The organism is Streptomyces sp. NPDC006798 (assembly GCF_040635975.1).
Taxonomy (GTDB): domain Bacteria; phylum Actinomycetota; class Actinomycetes; order Streptomycetales; family Streptomycetaceae; genus Streptomyces.
In genome coordinates, this window is record NZ_JBEYIS010000028.1 from 1 (window position 1) to 20,124 (window position 20,124).

Below are 20,124 nucleotides of genomic sequence, written 5' to 3' on the forward strand. Positions count from 1 at the left end.
CCGAACCGTCCGACACCCCGTCGCCGGGGGCGTCATCCGCCCCGGACCCGAGGCCCGGTGAGTCGGGTGAGGCCGGTGAGGCCGGGGCCCACGCCCGGCCGCCGCGGCCCCGCACCCGTCGGCCCGTACGGCCCCGGACGCCCGCCCGGCACCCCCCGGGCGGGCGTCCGGACAGCTGTACGGGCCGGCGCCGTACCGAACGCCACCTCTCCGGGCTCAACTTTCCACCCGGAAGGACGTCTTGCCCCGCAAGGTGCGGCCCGGACCCCCTCCGAGGCGCTATCACCGTCGCATGACCGACCATCGCGTCCGCGGCACGACCGCCGTCGCCGCCGCCCTCGTCCTCGTTGTCGTTGTCGTTGTCGTTGTCGCACCGCTGCTCCTCACCTCCCCGGCCGCGACCGCCGCGCCCCTCGCCCCCTCCTCGTCGGACCAGGTCTACCAACTGGAGGACGCGATCTCCCTGCTGGTCGAGGCCGACGAGGACCGGACCGGCTACGCCGACACCGCCTTCCCCCGCTGGAACCAGGGCCTCGACCCCGCCGACGGCTGCACCACCCGCGAGGAGGTGCTGATCGCGGAGGCCGTGGAGCAGCCCGCCGTCTCCCGCGGCTGCGCCCTGCGCGGCGGCCGGTGGGTCTCGCCCTACGACAACCAGTCCGCGACCGATCTCCAGGCCCTGGCCGTGGCCCACGCCGTGCCGCTCGCCGAGGCCTGGGGCTCCGGCGCGAAGGCGTGGACCGCCGAGCGCCGGGAGGCGTACGCCAACGACCAGGCGGCGTACCCCAGCCTGAACGTGGTGACCGCGCGGACCGTCCGCGAGCGGGCCGAGGCCGACATCGCCGGCTGGCTGCCGCCGCACCCCGACGCCGTCTGCCGCTATATCGGCGACTGGGTGGCGACCAAGCTCCGCTGGGGTCTGACCGTCGACAAGAACGAGAACGAGGTCCTGAAGCTCTTCGCCGACAACTCCTGTGAGACCACCGGTGTCATCCGCCGCCTCGCATCCGTCTGATCCACATCCGCCCGCTTTTTCCTACCGCCGAACGAGTGAATTGTGTGCTCGCCTGCTTGTACACCGTGACCTCGGGGCCGGTTCTGCGGATACACCCGGTGAACGGATGACCGTGAACCGACCGAGAACAGATGTCCGTGCCGCACCGGCACGGCTCCCGGAGGCGGAGAGATGACCAGGGTGACCATGCCGATAGTGAAGCCGACCACCGAGCGGACCCCCGAGAGCAGTCCCGAAGGCACCCCCGCGCGGCGGCCCCGCGCCGAGGGACCCCGGCGGGCCCGGCTGCTGCTGACCGCCCTCGGGGCGACGGCGCTGGCGGTGGCGATCCCCGTCCAGCCGGCCGCCGCCGACTCCTCCCGCGAGGGCGATCAGTTCACCCTGATCTCGGTCGACCACATCGAGCTGGACGACCCGGCGGAGGACGTCCTGGAGCACGCGGTGATCCTGGAGAACGCCCAGATCCTGCCGGTCACGCACCACCACCGCTGACCGGGGCGGGCCCGTCGACCACCGGGGTCCCGCCGTACACGGCGGCGGGGCCCCGGTGCCGTACCCCCGCGAGCCGTACGCCCGGCCGCGCGAAGGCCCCCGCCCACGCGCCGCTGGCGGCCGGGGCCCCGCCGGGTGACCATCGAGTGCATGAGCGCCAACAGCACCGGGGCGGCCGGGACCCCCGCCCACTCCCTCCACCTCGCCCAGCAGCCGGAAGCCGACGCCCTGCTCAGCCGCAGCCCGCTGGCCGCCCTGGTCGGCATGCTGCTCGACCAGCAGGTGCCCATGGAGTGGGCCTTCTCCGGCCCGTACACGATCGCCTCCCGGATGGGCCGGGACGATCTCGACGCCGCCGAGATCGCCGCCTACGACCCCGAGGCCTTCGCGGAGCTGCTGAAGGAGAAACCGGCCGTCCACCGCTATCCGGGCAGTATGGCCCAGCGGGTCCAGACGCTCTGCCGCTTCCTCGTCGACGAGTACGGGGGCGATGTCACCGCCCTGTGGACCGGCGCCGCCGACGGGGCCGAACTGCTGGCCCGGCTCAAGGCGCTGCCCGGCTTCGGCGAGCAGAAGGCGAAGATCTTCCTGGCCCTGCTGGGCAAGCAACTGGGGGTACGGCCCCGGGGCTGGCGGGTCGCGGCGGGGGCGTACGGCGAGGCCGGCTCCTACCGCTCGGCCGCCGACATCACGGGACCCGAGTCACTCGCCAAGGTCCGGGCCCACAAGCAGGAGGCGAAGCGGGCGGCGAAGGCCGCGAAGGAAGGGTGACGGAAACGGACGTTCCGGACCCGGGGTGCGGCCGGTCGGGCGAACCCGGCCGCAACCGGCACAAGGAACAAGCCATTCCGGGAAGGGTGAAGTGTGGCAATGCCACACCACGGGAAGTGAGTTGAAGCACAGACGTTCCCAGGGGCACACCTCCCCGGCTAGCTTCCCGTTCGACATGTCCATTACGGGAAGGAACTCTGTGAAGGCATCCCGTCGCAGAGCCGTGGCCTCTCTGGCCGCCGCCGCACTCGCGACCCCGCTGCTGCTGGCCTCCGCTTCGCCCGCCGCCACGGCCGATCACCATACGCCGAAGGACCGGGAGACCCGCGGCGCCGCCAAGCTGGCGGCGAAGCTGGTGAAGAAGTCGTCCGCCGACGACGCCTTCGAGCACCTGGAGAAGTTCCAGCAGATATCGGACACCACCGGCAACCGGGCCGCCGGAACGCTGGGTTACGACGCCTCCGCTGCGTATGTGTTCCAGCAGCTGAAGAAGTCCGGCTACAACGTCTCGTACCAGACGTTCCAGTTCCCGTACATCGAGACGCAGGCCGAGAAGCTGGAAGTCGTCTCCCCGACGCCCCGCCCGGTCGGGGTCGTGGCGATGGACTACACCAAGTCCACCCCGGTCGGCGGCATCACCGCCGACCTGGCCGCCGTCCCGGTCGACGCGACCACCGGCTGCGAGCCCGCCGACTACGCCTCCGCCACCTTCACCGGCAAGATCGCGCTGATCAAGCGCGGCGGCTGCACCTTCGCGCAGAAGCAGGCCACGGCCGCCGACGCGGGTGCCGTCGGCGCCCTGATCTTCAACAACACCGAAGGCTCCATGGGCGGCACCCTGGGCGACCCGGCCGGGGTGAAGATCCCCACCGGCGGTGTGGTCCTGGCCGAGGGCGAGAGGCTCGCCGCCGAACTGGCGGGCGGACCGGTGCGCGTCACGCTCGACGTGCGGCAGCTCCAGGAGACCCGCACCACCCGCAATGTGATCGCCGAGACCAAGCACGGCAACGCCGCCAACACGGTGATGCTCGGCGCCCACCTCGACAGCGTCTCCGAGGGCGCGGGCATCAACGACAACGGCTCCGGCTCCGCCGGTCTGCTGGAGGTCGCCGAGGAGCTGGCGAAGGCCGAGAAGCGGCCCACCAACAAGATCCGCTTCGCCTGGTGGGGCGCCGAGGAGAACGGTCTGCTCGGCTCCGAGGCGTATGTCGCGAGCCTCAGCTCCCTCGGCAAGAAGGAGATCAAGGCGTATCTCAACTTCGACATGATCGCCTCGCCGAACTACGGCATCTTCCTCTACGACGGCGACAACTCGGACGGCGTGGGCGCGGGCCCGGGCCCCGAGGGCTCCGCGCAGATCGAGCGGGACATGCAGAAGTTCCTCGACGGCCGGAACACCCCGCACGAGGGCACCGACTTCACCGGCCGCTCCGACTACGGCCCGTTCATCGAGATCGGCATCCCGGCGGGCGGCACGTTCACCGGCGCCGAGGTCAAGAAGACGGCCGCCCAGGCCGCCAAGTTCGGCGGCACCGCCGGTGTGGCGTACGACCCGAACTACCACGGCGCGGGCGACGACCTGAGCAACATCAGCATGAAGGCGTTCCGGATCAATATCGGCATCATCGCCAACGCGGCCGGTACCTACGCCCATGACATCAGCTCGCTCACCAAGCCGGTTCCCCCGGCCGGTCCGAACGGCGGCCAGTCCGGCAGCGGCGGACTGCGCGACGGCCACGCGGTCGTGACCGAGTAACACCCCGCACGGCTTCCGGCGGAGGCGCCGAACGCGCCTCCGCCGGAAGGAACGTTCAACCGGCTGCCGGGCCCGGTGCTACGGGCCCGGCTCAGCGCCTGCGCCGGGACGTACCGAAGAGCGAGCGGGTGATCTCCCGCCCCAGCTGGGTCCCCACCGAGCGGGCCAGGGTCGTGAAGACCCCGCTGCCCACCACCTGCGCGACCAGCGACTCCCGTTCCGGTTCGGCCGGTTCGGGGCGCGGCTCCGGCTGCCGCTCGGGCTCCGCCGGGGCCGACGGCGCCGCGGTCAGCTTCTCGTACGCCGACTCCCGGTCGACCGCCCGCGCGTACTTCCCGTACGACGCCGAGGCCCGCACCGCCGCGTCCAGCGCCGCCGGATCGACCGGCCCCATCAGCGACTCCGGCGCCCGCAGCCGGACCGCGGCGACCGGTGTCGGCGCGCCCGACTCGCCCAGTACGGTCACCACCGCCTCGCCCGTCCCCAGACCGGTCAGCACCTCTTCGAGGTCGTACGGCGACTTGGGGAAGGTCCGGACCGTCGCCGTCAGCGCCTTGGCGTCCTCCGGGGTGTACGCCCGCAGCGCGTGCTGTACCCGGCTCCCGAGCTGCGCCAGCACATCGGCGGGCACGTCCTTCGGGGTCTGGGTGACGAAGAAGACCCCGACGCCCTTGGACCGGATCAGCCGTACGGTCTGCGTGACCGACTCCAGAAACGCCTTCGACGCGCCCGTGAAGAGCAGATGCGCCTCGTCGAAGAAGAACACCAGCTTCGGCCGGTCCGCGTCGCCGACCTCCGGCAGATCCTGGAAGAGATCGGCCAGCAGCCACATCAGGAAGGTGGAGAACAGCCGCGGCCGGTCCTGGACCGCCGGGAGTTCCAGTACGGAGACGACGCCCCGGCCGTCCGGCGCGGTCCGCAGCAACTCCGCCGTGTCGAACTCGGGCTCGCCGAAGAAGCCTCCCGCGCCCTGCTGCTCGAAGGCGGTCAGCGACCGCAGGATCACCCCGGCCGTGGCCGCCGAGAGCCCGCCGACCGTCCGCAGTTCGGCCTTCCCCTCGTCGGAGACCAGGAAGGCGACGACCGCCCGCAGGTCCTTGAGGTCGTACAACTCCAGGCCCTTGGCGTCCGCGTAGTGGAAGACCAGCCCGAGGGACTGCTCCTGGGTCGGATTGAGATCCAGCACCTTCGCCAGCAGGACCGGGCCGAAGTCGGTGACGGTGGCCCGGACCGGGATCCCGGTACCGATCCCGCCGAGCGCGTAGAACTCCGCCGGACGGCCCCCCGGCCGCCACTCCTGCCCCACATCGGCGGAGCGCTCGCGGACCCGGTCGTTCGGCTCGCCCGGCGCCGAGATCCCCGACAGGTCGCCCTTCACATCGGCCAGGAAGACCGGAACGCCGCTCGCCGAGAGCTGTTCGGCCATCAGCTGGAGGGTCTTGGTCTTCCCGGTACCGGTCGCGCCCGCGACCAGACCGTGCCGGTTGAGGGTCGCCAGCGGCACCCGGACCGGCGCGTCGGCGCGGCAGACCCCGTCCCACAGCACCGCGCCCAGCTCCAGCGCCGGGCCGTCGAAGGCGTATCCCTCGGCGATCCGCCGTACCGGCTCCGCCGTACCGTCGTCGGTCATCTCGTACCCCTGTCGTCCCCCCGATTTCCCCGGCTCTCGCCGGGCTTTCCCCCGGCTTTCCCCGGCGGATTCCTCGTTTGTCAGCCTTCGCCCAGGATCGCACCGGCCCGCCATGGCTGCGCCCGGAGGGGCTTGACCGGTAGGCTTTCCGTGTGATCTTCAAGCGCATCGGAAACGGCCGGCCATACCCCGACCATGGCCGGGAATCCACCCGGCAGTGGGCGGACGTCGCCCCGCGTCCGGTCCGCCTCGACCAGCTCGTCACCACCAAGGGCCAGCTGGACCTCGAAACGCTGCTCGCCGAGGACTCGACCTTCTACGGCGACCTCTTCGCGCATGTCGTGAAGTGGCAGGGCGATCTGTATCTGGAGGACGGGCTGCACCGCGCGGTGCGCGCGGCGCTCCAGCAGCGCCAGGTGCTGCACGCCCGCGTCCTCGAACTGGGCTGACCCGCGGCCCGCCGCCCGGTTCACCCCTCGGAACGGCGCGGCGGCGGCCCGCCCGGCGTTCCCGATCGGCGGCGCCCCACTGGGCCTTTCGGACCCATTCCCGGGCCGTACGGGCGCAACCCGTAGATCATCTTGTAGGCACGGCGTCCGGACGGCACTACGCTGCGCCCATGAGCATGCTGACTCCTCCCGGGATGGGGGGAAAGTACCGCATCACGGGCGACGTCTACCCCCGGATGCGCCGTCCCCGCAACCGCCGCAGGATCGTCGTCGTCGCGATCGCCGCGGTGGTGGCCCTCGGACTGGCGGGCTGGGGAACGGTGCAGCTCATCGATGCCTTCTCCGGCGGCTCCGAGAAGGAGACCACGGCGTCCCGGAAGGCGGGCTGCGTCCCCGCGAAGGGCAAGCCGTCGGCGCCTCCGAAGACGCCGGTCACCCTGAAACCCGCCCAGATCACCGTGAACGTCTACAACGCGACCCCGCGCGGCGGTCTCGCGAAGGCGGCGGCGGAGGAACTGAAGGCCCGCGGCTTCACCATCGGCAAGGTCGGCAACGCCACCGCCGCCTACGACAAGAAGATCCCGGGCGCCGGACTGCTGCTGGGCGCGCCCGGCGCCGTGAAGGGCCCGTTCAATGTGCTGGGAACCCAGCTGCCCGGGGCGACGGCCAGGACGGACACCAGGAGCACGGCCGATGTCGACCTGATCATCGGTACGGCCTACACGTCACTGGCGCCGCGCCCGGCGGCGGAGAAGGCCCTGACGACCCTGGCCAACCCGGCCCGCACACCGGCCTGCTGACGGCCGGGCGGGCGGCGCGTTCGGTGGTACGCCAGGTGATGACGCGTACCACCGAACCCTCGGGGATCCGCTACTCCGCGGAGCCGTACATCCGGTCGCCCGCGTCGCCGAGCCCCGGCACGATGTAGCCCTGCTCGTTCAGCCGCTCGTCGACCGCGGCCGTGACGACCGTCACCGGCGCGCCCTCCAGCTCGCGCTCCATCACCTCGACGCCCTCCGGCGCCGCCAGCAGCACCACGGCCGTGACATCGTCCGCGCCCCGCTGGATCAGCTCGCGGATCGCGGCGACCAGCGTGCCGCCGGTGGCCAGCATCGGGTCGAGTACGTACACCTGCCGGCCGGACAGGTCCTCCGGCATCCGGGTGGCGTAGGTCGACGCCTCCAGCGTCTCCTCGTTGCGGATCATCCCGAGGAAGCCGACCTCGGCGGTGGGCAGCAGCCGCACCATGCCGTCGAGCATGCCGAGCCCGGCCCGCAGGATCGGCACCACGAGGGGCCGGGGGTGCGAGAGCTTCACCCCGGTCGTGGTGGTCACCGGGGTGTCGATGTCGACCTGCTCGGTGCGCACGTCCCGGGTCGCCTCGTAGGCGAGCAGGGTGACCAGCTCGTCGGCGAGCCGCCGGAAGGTGGGGGAGTCGGTGCGCCTGTCGCGCAGCGTCGTGAGCTTGTGCGCCACCAGGGGGTGGTCGACAACGTGGATCCGCATGTCCTCCACAGTAGCCCGGCACCGCGACCCGGCTCGCATCAACCGAGGTGAGCGGGGGAAGGTGGAGGCATACGAGGCATCGGCGGAGCCGTTGGGCGGTGAGGAACCGTGCCGGAACCCGGTCGCGAAGGACGCGCGGCCCCGGATGGGAAACGCAACACGAAGGAAGCAGAGAAAGGGGACGAACCGGTGATGAACTGCGGGGACGCCCCCGGCCGGAGGCCCGTCGGCGGCCGAGATCCCGGCGACGCCTTCGAAGACGCCGCCGGGATCTCGGCCGCCGAGGCCGATCCCGAGGCCGGGGACGGCACCGGGGAGCCGGAGGAGACCCGCAGGCGCCGCCGGGCCGCGTTTCTGCGGGAGCTGCACGAGGCGAAGGCCCTGCGGGAGCGGGTCCAGCCGCGCCGCGCGCGGGCCGCGCGGATGCGCCAGCAGATGCGGATGCGCACCTTCCGCTGGTGATCGGGAAGCCGCCGGGCAGGCCGGAACGGGCCCCCGACCGGGTAACTCCGATGCCGGGCGGAAAAAGAACTGGTGGCCGACGCAACGACGGAAGACCTCTCGCGGAGCCCGGGTTTCTGCCACGATTCCGATGGGGCGGGGCACCTATGCCACGCCGCCGGTCGTCACACCTCTGATCAGTGGGAGAGTCACGGTGTACTTCGCCGCACTGCTCGCGCGCACTCATGACGGGTGGGAAGCGAGCGACACAGAGCTCGACGATGTGGAGACCCTGGCCGATCTGGCCGATCTGGCCCGGGAAGCCGCGTCCGACGACGAGACGGTGATCGTCTTCATCGAGCAGGAGGGCGCCTGGTTCGGCCTGCTGCGGGTGGAGGGCGAGGAGGACCCCCGGGTCTTCGTCTCGAACGCGGCCCGGGCCGCGCGCTCCTCGTACGGGGAGATCCTGACCAAGGAGGTACTCGGCGGGGACGAGGACGACCCGGCCGAAGACCTCGACGCACTCGACCTCGACGGCACCGAGGACGGCGAGCCGGAGCCCGAGAGCGCCGACGGCGACGGGGACGACCCCGAGGGCGCGGCCCCCGCGGGCCCGGTCGGCGACGCCCGGATCCTCACCGACCTCGGCATCACCGAGCCCGAGCTGCTCGCCCTGCGCGACGACGCGCTCGGCGAGATCGCGGAGGCCCTCGGCGCCGGAGAGGTCCTGGAGGCCGTCCGCTAGTGAGTTCGGCAGCACGGCCGGCGGAGCCCGTACGGGATCCGGTACGAGCCCCCTGGGAAGCACCGATGCGGCTCGCCGTCGCGGAGGCGGAACGCGCGGCACTCGCGGGCGACGTCCCGGTCGGCGCCCTCGTCCTCGACGGCGACGGCCGCGTCCTGGCCACCGCGCACAACGAACGGGAACTGACCGGCGACCCGACGGCCCACGCCGAGATCCTGGCGATCCGCCGGGCCGCCGAGTCCCGCCCCGGCTGGCGGCTGACCGGCTGCACGCTGCTGGTCACCCTGGAGCCGTGCACGATGTGCGCGGGCGCCATCACCCAGTCCCGGCTCGACCGGGTGGTCTACGGCGCCCGCGACGAGAAGGCGGGCGCGGTCGGCTCCCTCTGGGACGTCGTACGCGACCGCCGCCTCAACCACCGCCCCGAAGTGATCACGGGCGTCCTGGAGGAGGCGTGCGCGGCCCCCCTGACCGCCTTCTTCCGCACCCGCTGACCCCACCACCGCCCCCGGTCCGGACGGCCCCGGATACCGATTTCGGCGATGGCCCCACCGTGTACTAAGCTCTCCCTCGGTAGCGTGTCCGAGCGGCCGAAGGAGCTCGCCTCGAAAGCGAGTGTGGCGTAACCCGTCACCGTGGGTTCAAATCCCACCGCTACCGCTTCTGACGCCCTCCCGGGTTGTGGAAACACTCTCCGGGAGGGCGTTTTGCGTATCCGGAACGGACTCGCGGATACGACTGGAAGAATCCTACTTGCAGTAGGACAATGCTCTTATGGCTATCGAGCACACACCCCCGGACGAGACGACCGTCAAGAAGTCCGTCACGATCCCCAAGTCGCTGGCACGGGAAGTAGAGGCCCGCACGGGCGCGCGGGGTTTCTCGCGTTTCGTCTCCGAGGCCGTCGAGCACGCCCTCGCTCTCACCAAGACCAGGGAGATCGTCCAGGGGTACGAGGACGAACACGGCGCCTTCACTCCGGAAGAGATCGAGGAGGCCCGCCGCACATGGCACGGCGAGTAGCCCTGGCTTTCCCCCGCTCCTTCTTGTTCCTCGACGCCCAGCCGCTGTCCCTGCTGGCCGATCAGGACCGCCGGATGGCGCTGATGCTGAAGGTGGCGGAGTCGGAGGGGTACGCTGCCGCGATCTCCACGGTGAGTCTGGCCGAGGTCCGCCGCACCGGGCGGGCCGCGGACCGACTGCGCTGGCTCCGCTCCCGGCTCACCGTCGTCCCCGTCACCGAGGCCGTCGCGGATACCGCGGCCCGCCTTCTCGAGGACGCCGGACTGGATGGTCACGAGAATGTCGTGGACGCGATCGTGGTCGCCACCGCCGCCGGTTCGGGCGGCCCCGCGAAGGTGGTCTCCGCCGATGGTTCCCATATCCCGAAGCTCTGCCATGCGGCATCCGTGACCCGCAGCACCCCCGTGGAGTGGATCCGGGTCTGACGCGGCCGGGGCGGGCCGTTACGCGGGGTCCGGCACGAGAGGGAAGAAGGTCGGGGGAAGCGGCATCGGGGGAGAGCCGCTCCCCCCGGCGGCGACCGGTGTGCGCCGGTCGGGGGCGCGGGCCGCGATCGGGGGAAGCTGCGGACCGCGCGGCCCCTGGCACGGGCCGGTCGCGCGCCCGGGCGGATTCCTGCCAGATCCGTACGGGCACTGCCGACCATCCTGCTCCTCCTTCCGGTCCGATCCGGTCGGCAAAGGGCCCGCTTCCACAGGTCCTTGGTCCATAAAGGCTCGGTTAGACTTCCGCGACCGCGCCGCCGGGGCGCGTACGGGAGCGGACGGGAAGGCGGAGCTGATGGCAAACGTGCAGAAGATCGCGTTCTATCTCGTCATCGTTTTCGTGCTGTACACGATCATCACGGACCCCGAGAAGGCGGCGGACCTGGTCCAGATAGGCTTCGAGGCCATATCGGACGCCGCGCAGTCCGTCGGCGACTTCATGTCCGGGCTCGTCGGCTGAGTCCGGCGCCCCGGGCAGCCGGGGCCGGGCCGGGGGCGGTGCGGCCGTCCGTCCGTGTCGTACGACCCGATCGAGGAGTCCCGTGATCCGCCACCTGGTGCTGTTCAAGCTGAACGACGGCGTCGTACGGGACGAGCCGAGGGTCGCCGCGGGCGCGGCGGCGTTCGAGGCGCTCGACGGGCAGGTGCCGGAGATCGCGCAGTGGGAGTGCGCCTGGAATTTCTCCGACCGCCCCATCGCCTACGACTACGCCATCAACTGCGCCGTGGCCGACCGTGGCGCGCTCCAGCGGTATCTGGAGCACCCGGCTCACCAGGCCGCGGCGGCCCAGTGGCGGGAGTTCGCCACCTGGGTGATCGCCGACTACGAGATCTGAGCCGTACGCCACGACTCACCCCTACGAAGACGCCCCTTGCCTCTGAGGCAAGGGGCTTTTCCAGGTTTGAACCCCAACTTGCCTTCAACACGGCTTTATCAGGTGCTTGCACACAGTGGACATGTCTTGTGATGCTATGACCGCTTTTGACGGATGAGTTGACCGTAGTTGACCGCGAAGGGGTGGCGTCATCGTGCCGGCCAGTACCGCGCCTCGTCAGGCGCCGCCCCAGACCGCGAACCCGGCCCCGGGTCCGGCCGCCGCCCCGCCGGGCGGCGCCCCCGGTCCGCCCGCTCCCGGCCCGCCCGCCGCCGTGCCGGGACCGGGGGTCGTACCCGGTCCCGGGGCGGTGCCCGGTCCGGGACCGGTGCCCGACGCCGGTCCCGGCACCGAAGGCACCGGGGCCACCGGGGAGCCCGGCGGCCCGTCCGGCTCCGGGACGGACCCCGGCACCTCCAGCACCCCCGGATCACCCGGCATCCCCGGCCCAGAATCCGCGGCCCGCCCCCAGGGCGGCGGCCGGGGCGCCGACACCCGCGCCCTGACCCAGGTCCTCTTCGGCGAGCTGAAGACTCTCGTCCCCGGCACCCCCGAGCACACCCGGGTCCGGGGCGCCCTGATCGAGGCGAATCTGCCGCTGGTCCGGTACGCGGCGGCCCGCTTCCGCAGCCGTAACGAGCCGATGGAGGACGTCGTCCAGGTCGGCACGATCGGGCTGATCAACGCGATCGACCGGTTCGACCCCGACCGGGGCGTACAGTTCCCGACCTTCGCCATGCCCACGGTCGTCGGCGAGATCAAACGATACTTCCGGGACAATGTGCGCACCGTGCACGTCCCCCGGCGGCTGCACGAGCTGTGGGTGCAGGTCAACGGCGCGACCGAGGATCTGACCACCGCTCACGGCCGGACCCCCACCACCGCCGAGATCGCCGAACGGCTGAAGATCGGCGAGGACGAGGTACTCGCCTGTATCGAGGCCGGGCGCTCCTACCACGCGACTTCTTTGGAGGCCGCCCAGGAGGGCGACGGCCTCCCCGGCCTGCTCGACCGGCTCGGCTACGAGGACCCGGCGCTGGCCGGGGTCGAACACCGCGACCTCGTCCGCCATCTGCTCGTACAGCTGCCCGAGCGCGAGCAGCGGATCCTGATGCTCCGCTACTACAGCAATCTGACGCAGTCGCAGATCAGCCAGGAGCTGGGGGTGTCTCAGATGCATGTGTCAAGACTCCTCGCCCGGAGCTTCGCCCGATTGCGATCCGCAAACAGGATCGAGAGCTAGCCGGAACGGGTAGAGACCGTACGGAGGCATCCGTACGGGTCGCCATCGGCGCACCCCCCGCTTCCTGCGTTGATTCGTTTCCTCCATGTCGACTTGTCACTTCAGCGCGTTGCCGACATGTGACATTCTGCGGGTGACGCGTTTGCCGCAGCCTTCCCGCCGGTATCTCAGGGGCAGGCTGCGTTCCTCCGTTGGTCGCGGCCACCGCGACCGACCGCGACCTCTAGGGGGTGGCATGTCCGCAGAACAGGGCAGCTCGAAGGTGCTCACGCGCACGCCCGCGTCCGTGTCCGTGTCCGCGTCCGGCTCCGGGTCGGAAGCGCTGACCGGGCTGCCGGAGCTGACGGCGATGCCGGAACTGGCAGGGCTCACAAGGCCCGTGCCGGAGCCGGCGACCGGATCGGGCGCCGAACCGGCCGCCGGTCCCGCCGCCGAGACGGCCGATCAGGCCGCAGGCGCGGACTCCGCCGATTCCGCGGCTGCCGCGTCCCGAACCGCCGAAGCCCCGGGCGGTTCAGGCGGTTCAACGGGGTCGGACGCCATCGACACCCGTACGCTGTCCCGCTCCCTCTTCCTGCGGCTGCGCGCCCTCGACAACCAGGGCACCGGCGACAGCCCGGAGCGCACCTACGTCCGCGACACCCTGATCGAGCTGAATCTGCCCCTCGTCCGGTACGCGGCGGCCCGCTTCCGCAGCCGTAACGAGCCGATGGAGGACATCGTCCAGGTCGGCACGATCGGGCTGATCAAGGCGATCGATCGTTTCGATTGCGAACGCGGTGTGGAGTTCCCGACGTTCGCGATGCCCACGGTCGTCGGTGAGATCAAGCGCTTCTTCCGCGACACCTCGTGGTCGGTCCGCGTGCCGCGCCGCCTCCAGGAGCTGCGGCTGGCGCTGACGAAGGCGAGCGACGAGCTGGCGCAGCGCCTCGACCGCTCCCCGACCGTGCCCGAACTGGCCGCGGTCCTCGGGGTGTCGGAGGAAGAGGTCGTGGACGGCCTCGCGGTCGGCAACGCGTACACGGCGTCGTCGCTGGACTCGCCCTCCCCGGAGGACGACGGCGGCGAGGGCTCCCTGGCGGACCGTCTCGGGTACGAGGACACGGCGCTGGAGGGGGTGGAGTACCGCGAGTCGCTGAAGCCGCTGCTGGCCAAACTGCCGCCCCGTGAGCGGCAGATCATCATGCTGCGCTTCTTCGCCAATATGACGCAGTCGCAGATCGGCGAGGAGGTCGGCATCTCGCAGATGCACGTCTCCCGGCTGCTGACGCGGACGCTGGCCCAGCTCCGTCAGGGGCTGACCGCCGACTGACCCCCGACCGGGTGGGCGGGCGCCGCGCGCCGGGCGATCGTACGACCGCGTGACCGTGTGACCGCGCCCCTGTGACCGTTCGGCCGAGCGCCCGACCGGCGCCCGGCCCGCCGACCGCCACCGACCCTCACCGAGCCGCGTCGAGCGCCTGATCGACTGGTCGCCCGCAGACCGTCCGCCGCATCCGTCCGGATCGCGGTCGACGGCCCGCTGACGGCCCGTCGACCGGCTGCCGGCGCCTGCCGGCGCCTGCCTTCGACCGGCCGTTTCCGCTTCCGGCCCGTCGTGCCACGACGGCACGGGTCGCACCCGGTGTCCGTGGCCGCGCCGCGCGTACCGCCCGGCACGCGAATCGAGACCGGGCGGGGGTCCCGGGCATCGGCAGCCGCAGCACATCCGTATCGGCACCGGCACGGCATCGGCCGGAGCCACCCCCACGGGGCATGCCGCCGTCAGGACGGCGCGTACCGGTACGGCATACGCCGGGAACGGCGACGCGGGCTCAGCCCAGGGCGAGCCAGAGCGCCCCGCCGAGGACGGCGAGCGCCACCACGACCCCGGCGATCAGCCCGATCCGGGAGCCGGAGCGCTCGGGGGCCGCGTCCCGCCGCCGCCCCTCCGGCGCCCCATCGTCGACGAACGCGCGGAACATCTGGGTACTGCCCGCCGGGTCGTACGCACCCTCGGGGCCCTGGCCGTGCGGAGCTTGGGGGTTGTCTGCCATGGGCCCCGACCCTAGCGAACCGGCCGTGGCCGCCCAAGCCCCCGGCCACGCCCCACCGGCCCCTCCTTGGCGAGTTCTTCACTCCCGCGAGGCCGGCCGCGAAGCCATTTAATTTGCCTTGAGCAACCACTCACCCTATGGTTGCTCTAAGCAACAACCATTGGCGTACTTTCATCGGCTCCGGCCGGCTTTCATCAGGGGAGGAACCCGGACCATGGCCGCTCAGACCCGGTACGCGGAACTGGCCCGCCAGCTGAACTCGATCGGCGCCCTGCGGCGCGGTCTGCTGCGCGCGCTCCCCGCCGACTGTCCGTCCGGCCCCGCCGCCACCCTTTCCCTGCTGCACCGGCACGGCGAGATGCGGATGAGCAGGCTCTGCGAGCTGCTCGCCATCGATATGTCGGTGACCAGCCGGCATGTCGCCCACACCGTGGACCGCGGCTGGGTGGAGCGGGCGACCGACCCGGGCGGCGACCGCCGCTCCCGGCTGCTCCGGCTCACCCCCGAGGGCCGGGCCAAGCTCGGCGAACTCCATGAACGGAGCGCCGAACTGCTGGCCGGACGGCTGGCGGACTGGTCGGATCCGGAGATCGGCGAACTGATCGCGATGCTCGAACGGCTCCGGGAGTCCTTCACCCGCGACTGCCGCCCGGCGGACGCCTCCGTACCGCCACCGACACCGGCGCCCGCGCGCTGACCCCCGAACACCCCCACCCCACATCACCCACCCACCCACCACTCCACCCGAAGGGACGGACGAGGACGGCCATGGCAGCGACCACCCACAGCGCCGCGACGGGGGACGACGGCGCCCCGATGACCCATCGGCAGATCATGGAGGCGCTCTCCGGCCTGCTGATCGGGATGTTCGTCGCGATCCTGTCGTCCACGATCATCTCCAACGCCCTGCCGCAGATCATCACGGATCTCGGCGGCGGCCAGAGCGCCTATACCTGGATGGTCACCGCCGCCCTGCTGTCGATGACCGCGACCACGCCCCTCTGGGGCAAGCTGGCCGATCTGGTCAGCAAGAAGCTGCTGGTCCAGATAGCCCTGCTGATCTGGATCGCGGGCTCGGTCGCCGCCGGACTCGCGACCAGTACCGGTGCGCTGATCGCCTGCCGGGTCGTCCAGGGCATCGGCGTCGGCGGTCTGAGCGCCCTGGCGCAGATCATCATGGCCGCGATGATCGCCCCCCGGGAGCGGGGCCGCTACAGCGGCTATCTCGGTGCCACCTTCGCGATCGCGACGGTCGGCGGCCCGCTGCTCGGCGGGGTGATCACGGACACCTCCTGGCTCGGCTGGCGCTGGTGCTTCTACGCCGGTGTGCCGTTCGCCCTGCTCGCCCTGGTGGTGCTGCGGCGGACCCTGCGGCTGCCCGTGGTCAAGCGCCGCGACGTCAAGGTCGACTGGTTCGGGGCCACACTGATCAGCGCCGCCGTATCGCTGCTGCTGATCTGGGTGACCTTCGCCGGTGACTCGTTCGGCTGGGCGTCGTGGCAGACGTACGCCATGCTCGGCGGTACGGCGCTGCTCACCGCGGCCTTCCTGTGGGTGGAGTCCCGGGCGGGCGAGCCGATCATCCCGCTGCACCTGTTCCGCAACCGGACCATCGCCCTCGCCTCGGTCGCGTCGCTCTTCGTCGGCGTCGCGATGTTCGCGGGCACGGTCTTCTTCAGCCAGTACTTCCAGCTGGCCCGGGGGTTGTCGCCGACGATGTCCGGGGTGATGACGATCCCGATGATCGCCGGGATCTTCCTCTCCTCGACGGTCTCGGGACGGCTGATCACCCGGACCGGCCGGTGGAAGTCCTGGCTGGTCATCGGCGGTGTGCTGACCACGGCGGGGCTGGGTCTGCTGGGCACGATCCGGTACGACACCGCGTACGGGTATACCGCCGTCTATATGGCGGTCCTCGGTCTGGGGATCGGGATGACCATGCAGAACCTGGTGCTCTGCACCCAGAACCAGGTCGACGCGTCGGAGCTGGGCGCGGCGTCGTCGGTCGTCACCTTCTTCCGCTCCCTCGGCGGCGCGATCGGTGTCTCGGCGCTGGGCGCGCTCCTCGGCACCCGGGTCACCGGCTATGTCGAGGACGGTCTTACGGCCCTGGGCCCCGAGGGCGCGGCGGCCGGGCAGGCCGCGGCGGGCGGCGGGATCCCGGACCTCGATCTGCTGCCGGGTCCGGTACGCGCGGTGATGGAGAGCGCGTACGGCCACGGGGTCGCCGATGTCTTCCTCTACTCGGCGCCGTTCGCCCTGCTGGCGCTGTTGGTGACGGTCTTCATCAAGGAGGTGCCGCTGAAGACGCGTACGGTCGTCACCGACACCGACACCGACACCGACGCGGACACCGAGACCGAGACGGATTCCGGTCGGCGTCCGGCGCGGACACCGGCGGCCGTCGCGGCTGAGGGCACGGACACCCGCGGCTGAGGGCGCGGACCCGGCAGAGGGGGCGTACGGCTGTCGAAGCCGTACGCCCCCTCTGCCGTACGGCCTACTCCCCCGAGGGGTCGGCCGATTCGTCCCCGGCCCGTTCCGCCATCCGCTCGATCCCGGCGATCAGCAGGTCGAGGGCGAAATCGAAGTCCCGGTTCCGCATGTCCGCGATGGTGCTGCCGCCCCGCGCGTCCAGCATCTCGGTCGAGACGGCGACGTACTCGGCCAGTTCGGGCAGTTCGCCGACCGTACGCATGGCACCGGCGATGGCCTCGTCCTCGGTCATTCCGGCGGCGGCGGAGCGGACCATGGACTGGCCCTCGATCGTGCCGAAGCCGTAGACGAACTGGAAGACCGCGGCCATACCGCCGAGCTGCCCCCGGAGCGGCAGTCCGGAGTTCTGTACCGCCTGCTGGGCGGCGAGGACGAAGGAAACGGAGTTCGGCCCGATATTGAGGAAGTGGCCGACGAGTGCGGAGGTCCACGGATGCCGTACCAGCAGGGTGCGGTAGGCGAGGCTCAGGGCGCGCAGCTGCTCGCGCCAGCGGGCGGGATCCGAGACGTCCGGCAGGGGCAGCTCGCCGTAGACCGCGTCGAGCGCGTACTCCAGCAGGTCTTCCTTGTTGTCGACGTACCAGTAGACCGACATCGCGGTGACGTCCAGCTCGGCGGCGAGCCGGCGCATGGAGAACTTGGCGGGGCCCTCCGTGTCGAGCAGCCGTACCGCCGCCGCCACGATCTTCGTCCGGTCGAGAGTGGCGGCCAGGGTGGAGCGGCGGTGGCGGGCGCGGGCGGCCTTCTGGTCGGTCTGCCACACACTGGTACGCAGAGGGGGCTTGGCCGCGCCGTCACCGCCGTCCGGCGCTCCGGCCCCGCCGCCCGGCCCGCCGGAACCCTCCCCGGCTCCGGCGCCCGGTCTTTCGGACCCGTCACCCGGACCCGGGCCCTCGGACCCGTCCCCCGGACCCGTACCCGTACCTTCGTCGGACTTTCCGCCCCCGTCGGCCGCGCTCGCCATCACACCACCCTGCTCCTTCTCTTGGTCCGCCGCTGTCACCGCCGTCGATGGTATGCGGCAGAGGTGGTAGCGCTGCCGCGGAGGCGCACCGCCCGGCCGTCGGCTTTCCCCGATCCGCACGTTCCGCACCTCCGCTGCCCGCCCCTACCGCGCGGCCGGGACGCGGTCGTGCCGCTCGGCGCGCCACAGCAGACCGGCCGCCAGCAGACCGCCCACCAGGACGGCGACCGCCCCGACCAGCTGACTGGTCTCCAGACCGGTGGCGAAGGCATCGGCGACGGCCGCGCGTTCGGCGTCGTTTCCGGCCGCCGCGAGGGCGGCGGGCAGGGAGGCCGCGCCGATGGCCGCGGGGACGAGCGCCGCGAACCTGGCGTTGAGGACCGCGCCGAGTACGGCGACCCCGAGACCGTTGCCGAACTCGGCGAGGGTGCCGTTGATCCCGGCGCCGACCCCGGCCTTCTCCGGCGGAATGGCGCTCATGATGGCATTGGCCATCGCGGGCATCGAGAGCGCGACACCGGCGCCCATGACGACCAGGCCGAGCAGGGTGCCGCCGTAACCGCCGTCGCTCAGGAGGGCGATCGAGGCGAGCCCGGCCGAGACCAGGGTCATGCCGATGGCGATGGCCGCGGGGGTGCCGATCTTCCTGACCAGCAGCGCGCCGCCGCCGGTGAGATTGATGGCGATCACCGCGAGGGCCAGCGGGGCGGTCCGCAGACCGGCGTCCAGGGGGTCGTAGCCGAGGACGAACTGGAGGTGCTGGGTGAGCAGGAACAGGGATCCGGTCATTCCGAAGGCGACGAGGATGGCGCCCGCGACCGCGCCGACGAACTTCCGGTTGCGGAAGAAGTGCATATCGAGCATCGGGTACGGAATGCTCAGCTCCCACCGGACGAAGGCGGCCAGGACGCCGATGCCGACGGCCGCGGCGATCAGTACCTCGGCGGAGGTCCAGCCGTGGTCGGGCCCGGAGATGATCGCGTAGACGACGGCGGTCATACCGATGGTGGAGAGTACGGCCCCCATCAGGTCGGGCCGGTCGCCCTGCGGATTCTTGGACTCCGGTACGAGGGCGGCGACGGCGATCAGCCCCAGCGCCACCACCGGCAGATTGATCAGGAAGATCGCGCCCCACCAGAAGTGGTCCAGCATGAAGCCGCCGAGCAGCGGACCGCCCGCGAACCCGAGGGAACTGACGGTCGACCAGATGCCGATCGCCTTGATCCGCTCGCTGTCGTCGAAGATCTGCACGATCACGGCGAGGGTCGTGGTGAGCAGCAGCGCCCCGCCGACGCCCATCCCGGCCCGGGCGGCGATCAGCTGGCCCGAGGTCTGGGAGAGCCCGGCGGCGAGGGAGCCGACGCCGAACAGGAAGAGCCCGGCGAGCAGCAGCTTCCGGCGGCCGTAGCGGTCGGCGGCGTTGCCCGCGGTCAGCAGCAGTCCGGACTGGACCAGGGAGTAGGCGTTGATCATCCACTGGATGTCGGAGGTGGAGGCGTCCAGTTCCCGGGTGAGGGAGGGGATGGCCACGCTGAGCACGGTGTTGTCGATCAGGACGACGAGCTGGGCGAGCGAGATCACGCCGAGGATCAGCCAGCGCTGGGGGTGGCCCCCGGGCTGGATCAGGGGGGCGTCGGGCCCGGACGAGGTTGCGGACACAGCCATAGGGGCACCTCCTGGTGCGGTGTGGGGGAGCGGTTCCCGTACACCGTACAAGGGTTCCTGTACGCCGTATAACTGTTTTTTCGAGCCGCCTGTCGAATCACCCCGCTTGCTCCCGCGAGACGTAGAAGATCCCCTCGCTCACCCCCGGGGATCACTCCCCGAGGCTCACTCCCCGGGCCGGATCAGATACCCGGACCCCCGCCGGGTGTGGATCATCGGAGGGCGCCCGGCGTCGATCTTCTTCCGGAGGTAGGAGACATACAGCTCGACGATGTTGGCCTGGCCGCCGAAGTCGTAGGACCAGACGCGGTCGAGGATCTGCGCCTTGCTCAGCACCCGCCGGGGATTGCGCATCAGATACCGCAGCAGGGCGAACTCGGTCGCCGTCAGCCGGATCGGATCACCCGCGCGCCACACCTCCCGGGTGTCCTCGTCGAGAACCAGGTCCCCGACGGTGAGCCGCCGTACGGTCCGGGTACCGCGGGCGAGGGTCTGCTGCGATGTCGGCGTCATGCACCGGACGCTAAGCGCC

At 71.5% G+C, this 20,124-nt stretch carries 22 protein-coding genes, 1 tRNA gene and 1 pseudogene; 18 read left to right on the plus strand and 6 right to left on the minus strand.

All coding sequences use genetic code 11. The features are described from left to right. Nucleotides 1-292: 292 nt before the first annotated feature. The 4 genes from ABZ714_RS20035 to ABZ714_RS20050 all read left to right on the plus strand — a co-directional run bounded on the left by ABZ714_RS20035 (nucleotide 293) and on the right by ABZ714_RS20050 (nucleotide 4,034). The gene (locus ABZ714_RS20035) at nucleotides 293-1,015 is read left to right on the plus strand and encodes an HNH endonuclease (RefSeq protein ID WP_358826606.1); all 723 of its coding nucleotides are present in this window, start codon (nucleotides 293-295) and stop codon (nucleotides 1,013-1,015) included. Nucleotides 1,016-1,186: 171 nt separating this feature from the next. Then, on the plus strand, nucleotides 1,187-1,507 hold the full coding sequence (locus ABZ714_RS20040; RefSeq protein WP_358826607.1) for a hypothetical protein: 321 nt from the start codon (nucleotides 1,187-1,189) through the stop codon (nucleotides 1,505-1,507). A 150-nt stretch (nucleotides 1,508-1,657) separates the two neighbouring features. Beyond that, on the plus strand, nucleotides 1,658-2,278 hold the full coding sequence (locus tag ABZ714_RS20045) for an HhH-GPD-type base excision DNA repair protein (RefSeq protein ID WP_358826608.1): 621 nt from the start codon (nucleotides 1,658-1,660) through the stop codon (nucleotides 2,276-2,278). Between the two features lie 223 nt (nucleotides 2,279-2,501). Beyond that, nucleotides 2,502-4,034: a M20/M25/M40 family metallo-hydrolase gene (locus tag ABZ714_RS20050; protein ID WP_358826687.1), complete on the plus strand. Its 1,533-nt coding sequence runs from the start codon at nucleotides 2,502-2,504 to the stop codon at nucleotides 4,032-4,034. A 91-nt stretch (nucleotides 4,035-4,125) separates the two neighbouring features. Here ABZ714_RS20050 and ABZ714_RS20055 read toward each other — a convergent pair whose 3' ends face one another. Continuing rightward, a complete protein-coding gene (locus ABZ714_RS20055) occupies nucleotides 4,126-5,664 on the minus strand; it encodes a helicase HerA-like domain-containing protein (protein ID WP_358826609.1) in 1,539 nt (512 codons plus the stop codon). A gap of 152 nt (nucleotides 5,665-5,816) precedes the next feature. Between ABZ714_RS20055 and ABZ714_RS20060 the strand changes: the two genes are divergently transcribed. Both ABZ714_RS20060 and ABZ714_RS20065 read left to right on the plus strand, forming a co-directional pair. Continuing rightward, nucleotides 5,817-6,113 (plus strand): type II toxin-antitoxin system VapB family antitoxin, encoded by a 297-nt coding sequence (locus ABZ714_RS20060; protein WP_003955420.1) that lies wholly within the window; start codon nucleotides 5,817-5,819, stop codon nucleotides 6,111-6,113. A gap of 170 nt (nucleotides 6,114-6,283) precedes the next feature. After that, nucleotides 6,284-6,913: a LytR C-terminal domain-containing protein gene (locus ABZ714_RS20065; RefSeq protein ID WP_358826610.1), complete on the plus strand. Its 630-nt coding sequence runs from the start codon at nucleotides 6,284-6,286 to the stop codon at nucleotides 6,911-6,913. 70 nt (nucleotides 6,914-6,983) lie between these two features. On the opposite strand, the gene upp is transcribed toward ABZ714_RS20065, so the two are convergent. Further along, nucleotides 6,984-7,619, minus strand: coding sequence for a uracil phosphoribosyltransferase (gene upp / locus ABZ714_RS20070; RefSeq protein WP_358826611.1), 636 nt, complete (start codon nucleotides 7,617-7,619; stop codon nucleotides 6,984-6,986). A 192-nt stretch (nucleotides 7,620-7,811) separates the two neighbouring features. Here upp and ABZ714_RS20075 point away from each other — a divergent pair, with 192 nt between their 5' ends. The 10 genes from ABZ714_RS20075 (at nucleotide 7,812) to ABZ714_RS20120 (ending at nucleotide 13,743) form a co-directional block, all read left to right on the plus strand. Further along, complete coding sequence (locus tag ABZ714_RS20075) at nucleotides 7,812-8,081, plus strand: hypothetical protein (RefSeq protein WP_358826612.1); 270 nt, start codon at nucleotides 7,812-7,814, stop codon at nucleotides 8,079-8,081. Between the two features lie 193 nt (nucleotides 8,082-8,274). Further along, complete coding sequence (locus ABZ714_RS20080; RefSeq protein WP_358826613.1) at nucleotides 8,275-8,805, plus strand: hypothetical protein; 531 nt, start codon at nucleotides 8,275-8,277, stop codon at nucleotides 8,803-8,805. Nucleotides 8,806-8,870: 65 nt separating this feature from the next. Next, complete coding sequence (tadA, locus tag ABZ714_RS20085; RefSeq protein ID WP_358826614.1) at nucleotides 8,871-9,299, plus strand: tRNA adenosine(34) deaminase TadA; 429 nt, start codon at nucleotides 8,871-8,873, stop codon at nucleotides 9,297-9,299. A gap of 78 nt (nucleotides 9,300-9,377) precedes the next feature. Further along, nucleotides 9,378-9,465: transfer RNA gene (locus tag ABZ714_RS20090), tRNA-Ser, on the plus strand. Between the two features lie 114 nt (nucleotides 9,466-9,579). Next, complete coding sequence (locus ABZ714_RS20095) at nucleotides 9,580-9,828, plus strand: hypothetical protein (protein WP_358826615.1); 249 nt, start codon at nucleotides 9,580-9,582, stop codon at nucleotides 9,826-9,828. Then, the gene (locus tag ABZ714_RS20100; RefSeq protein WP_358826616.1) at nucleotides 9,813-10,253 is read left to right on the plus strand and encodes a PIN domain-containing protein; all 441 of its coding nucleotides are present in this window, start codon (nucleotides 9,813-9,815) and stop codon (nucleotides 10,251-10,253) included. Before ABZ714_RS20095 ends, ABZ714_RS20100 begins: the two co-directional genes overlap by 16 nt. Before the next feature lie 355 nt (nucleotides 10,254-10,608). Then, a complete protein-coding gene (locus ABZ714_RS20105) occupies nucleotides 10,609-10,773 on the plus strand; it encodes a hypothetical protein (protein WP_358826617.1) in 165 nt (54 codons plus the stop codon). Between the two features lie 82 nt (nucleotides 10,774-10,855). Beyond that, the gene (locus ABZ714_RS20110) at nucleotides 10,856-11,149 is read left to right on the plus strand and encodes a Dabb family protein (protein ID WP_358826618.1); all 294 of its coding nucleotides are present in this window, start codon (nucleotides 10,856-10,858) and stop codon (nucleotides 11,147-11,149) included. 367 nt (nucleotides 11,150-11,516) lie between these two features. Further along, nucleotides 11,517-12,431: an RNA polymerase sigma factor SigF gene (locus ABZ714_RS20115; protein WP_358826619.1), complete on the plus strand. Its 915-nt coding sequence runs from the start codon at nucleotides 11,517-11,519 to the stop codon at nucleotides 12,429-12,431. Between the two features lie 235 nt (nucleotides 12,432-12,666). Next, nucleotides 12,667-13,743 (plus strand): RNA polymerase sigma factor SigF, encoded by a 1,077-nt coding sequence (locus ABZ714_RS20120; protein ID WP_358826620.1) that lies wholly within the window; start codon nucleotides 12,667-12,669, stop codon nucleotides 13,741-13,743. 502 nt (nucleotides 13,744-14,245) lie between these two features. On the opposite strand, the gene ABZ714_RS20125 is transcribed toward ABZ714_RS20120, so the two are convergent. Then, nucleotides 14,246-14,467 (minus strand): hypothetical protein, encoded by a 222-nt coding sequence (locus tag ABZ714_RS20125; RefSeq protein WP_358826621.1) that lies wholly within the window; start codon nucleotides 14,465-14,467, stop codon nucleotides 14,246-14,248. Between the two features lie 214 nt (nucleotides 14,468-14,681). Between ABZ714_RS20125 and ABZ714_RS20130 the strand changes: the two genes are divergently transcribed. Together ABZ714_RS20130 and ABZ714_RS20135 are read left to right on the plus strand one after the other, a co-directional pair. Beyond that, nucleotides 14,682-15,164: a MarR family transcriptional regulator gene (locus ABZ714_RS20130; RefSeq protein ID WP_358826622.1), complete on the plus strand. Its 483-nt coding sequence runs from the start codon at nucleotides 14,682-14,684 to the stop codon at nucleotides 15,162-15,164. 71 nt (nucleotides 15,165-15,235) lie between these two features. Further along, on the plus strand, nucleotides 15,236-16,903 hold the full coding sequence (locus ABZ714_RS20135; RefSeq protein WP_358826623.1) for an MFS transporter: 1,668 nt from the start codon (nucleotides 15,236-15,238) through the stop codon (nucleotides 16,901-16,903). A 64-nt stretch (nucleotides 16,904-16,967) separates the two neighbouring features. On the opposite strand, the gene ABZ714_RS20140 is transcribed toward ABZ714_RS20135, so the two are convergent. From ABZ714_RS20140 to ABZ714_RS20150, 3 genes and pseudogenes are all read right to left on the minus strand, one after another. Next, nucleotides 16,968-17,966, minus strand: a complete 999-nt coding sequence (locus ABZ714_RS20140) for a TetR/AcrR family transcriptional regulator C-terminal domain-containing protein (protein ID WP_358826624.1) — start codon at nucleotides 17,964-17,966, stop codon at nucleotides 16,968-16,970. Nucleotides 17,967-18,071: 105 nt separating this feature from the next. Continuing rightward, nucleotides 18,072-19,592, minus strand: coding sequence for a DHA2 family efflux MFS transporter permease subunit (locus ABZ714_RS20145; protein WP_358826625.1), 1,521 nt, complete (start codon nucleotides 19,590-19,592; stop codon nucleotides 18,072-18,074). 165 nt (nucleotides 19,593-19,757) lie between these two features. Continuing rightward, nucleotides 19,758-20,051 (minus strand): annotated as a pseudogene (locus ABZ714_RS20150) (winged helix-turn-helix domain-containing protein); the annotation flags it as partial. Between the last annotated feature and the right edge of the window lie 73 nt (nucleotides 20,052-20,124).

Coding starts and splice junctions, on each gene's coding strand:
- tadA (WP_358826614.1), top strand. CDS start 8,871: ATGCGGCTCGCCGTCGCGGAGGCGGAACGCGCGGCACTCGCGGGCGAC.
- ABZ714_RS20105 (WP_358826617.1), top strand. CDS start 10,609: ATGGCAAACGTGCAGAAGATCGCGTTCTATCTCGTCATCGTTTTCGTG.
- ABZ714_RS20145 (WP_358826625.1), bottom strand. CDS start 19,592: ATGGCTGTGTCCGCAACCTCGTCCGGGCCCGACGCCCCCCTGATCCAG.
- ABZ714_RS20130 (WP_358826622.1), top strand. CDS start 14,682: ATGGCCGCTCAGACCCGGTACGCGGAACTGGCCCGCCAGCTGAACTCG.
- ABZ714_RS20055 (WP_358826609.1), bottom strand. CDS start 5,664: ATGACCGACGACGGTACGGCGGAGCCGGTACGGCGGATCGCCGAGGGA.
- ABZ714_RS20065 (WP_358826610.1), top strand. CDS start 6,284: ATGAGCATGCTGACTCCTCCCGGGATGGGGGGAAAGTACCGCATCACG.
- ABZ714_RS20100 (WP_358826616.1), top strand. CDS start 9,813: ATGGCACGGCGAGTAGCCCTGGCTTTCCCCCGCTCCTTCTTGTTCCTC.
- upp (WP_358826611.1), bottom strand. CDS start 7,619: ATGCGGATCCACGTTGTCGACCACCCCCTGGTGGCGCACAAGCTCACG.
- ABZ714_RS20040 (WP_358826607.1), top strand. CDS start 1,187: ATGACCAGGGTGACCATGCCGATAGTGAAGCCGACCACCGAGCGGACC.
- ABZ714_RS20135 (WP_358826623.1), top strand. CDS start 15,236: ATGGCAGCGACCACCCACAGCGCCGCGACGGGGGACGACGGCGCCCCG.
- ABZ714_RS20045 (WP_358826608.1), top strand. CDS start 1,658: ATGAGCGCCAACAGCACCGGGGCGGCCGGGACCCCCGCCCACTCCCTC.
- ABZ714_RS20125 (WP_358826621.1), bottom strand. CDS start 14,467: ATGGCAGACAACCCCCAAGCTCCGCACGGCCAGGGCCCCGAGGGTGCG.
- ABZ714_RS20095 (WP_358826615.1), top strand. CDS start 9,580: ATGGCTATCGAGCACACACCCCCGGACGAGACGACCGTCAAGAAGTCC.
- ABZ714_RS20035 (WP_358826606.1), top strand. CDS start 293: ATGACCGACCATCGCGTCCGCGGCACGACCGCCGTCGCCGCCGCCCTC.
- ABZ714_RS20120 (WP_358826620.1), top strand. CDS start 12,667: ATGTCCGCAGAACAGGGCAGCTCGAAGGTGCTCACGCGCACGCCCGCG.
- ABZ714_RS20075 (WP_358826612.1), top strand. CDS start 7,812: ATGAACTGCGGGGACGCCCCCGGCCGGAGGCCCGTCGGCGGCCGAGAT.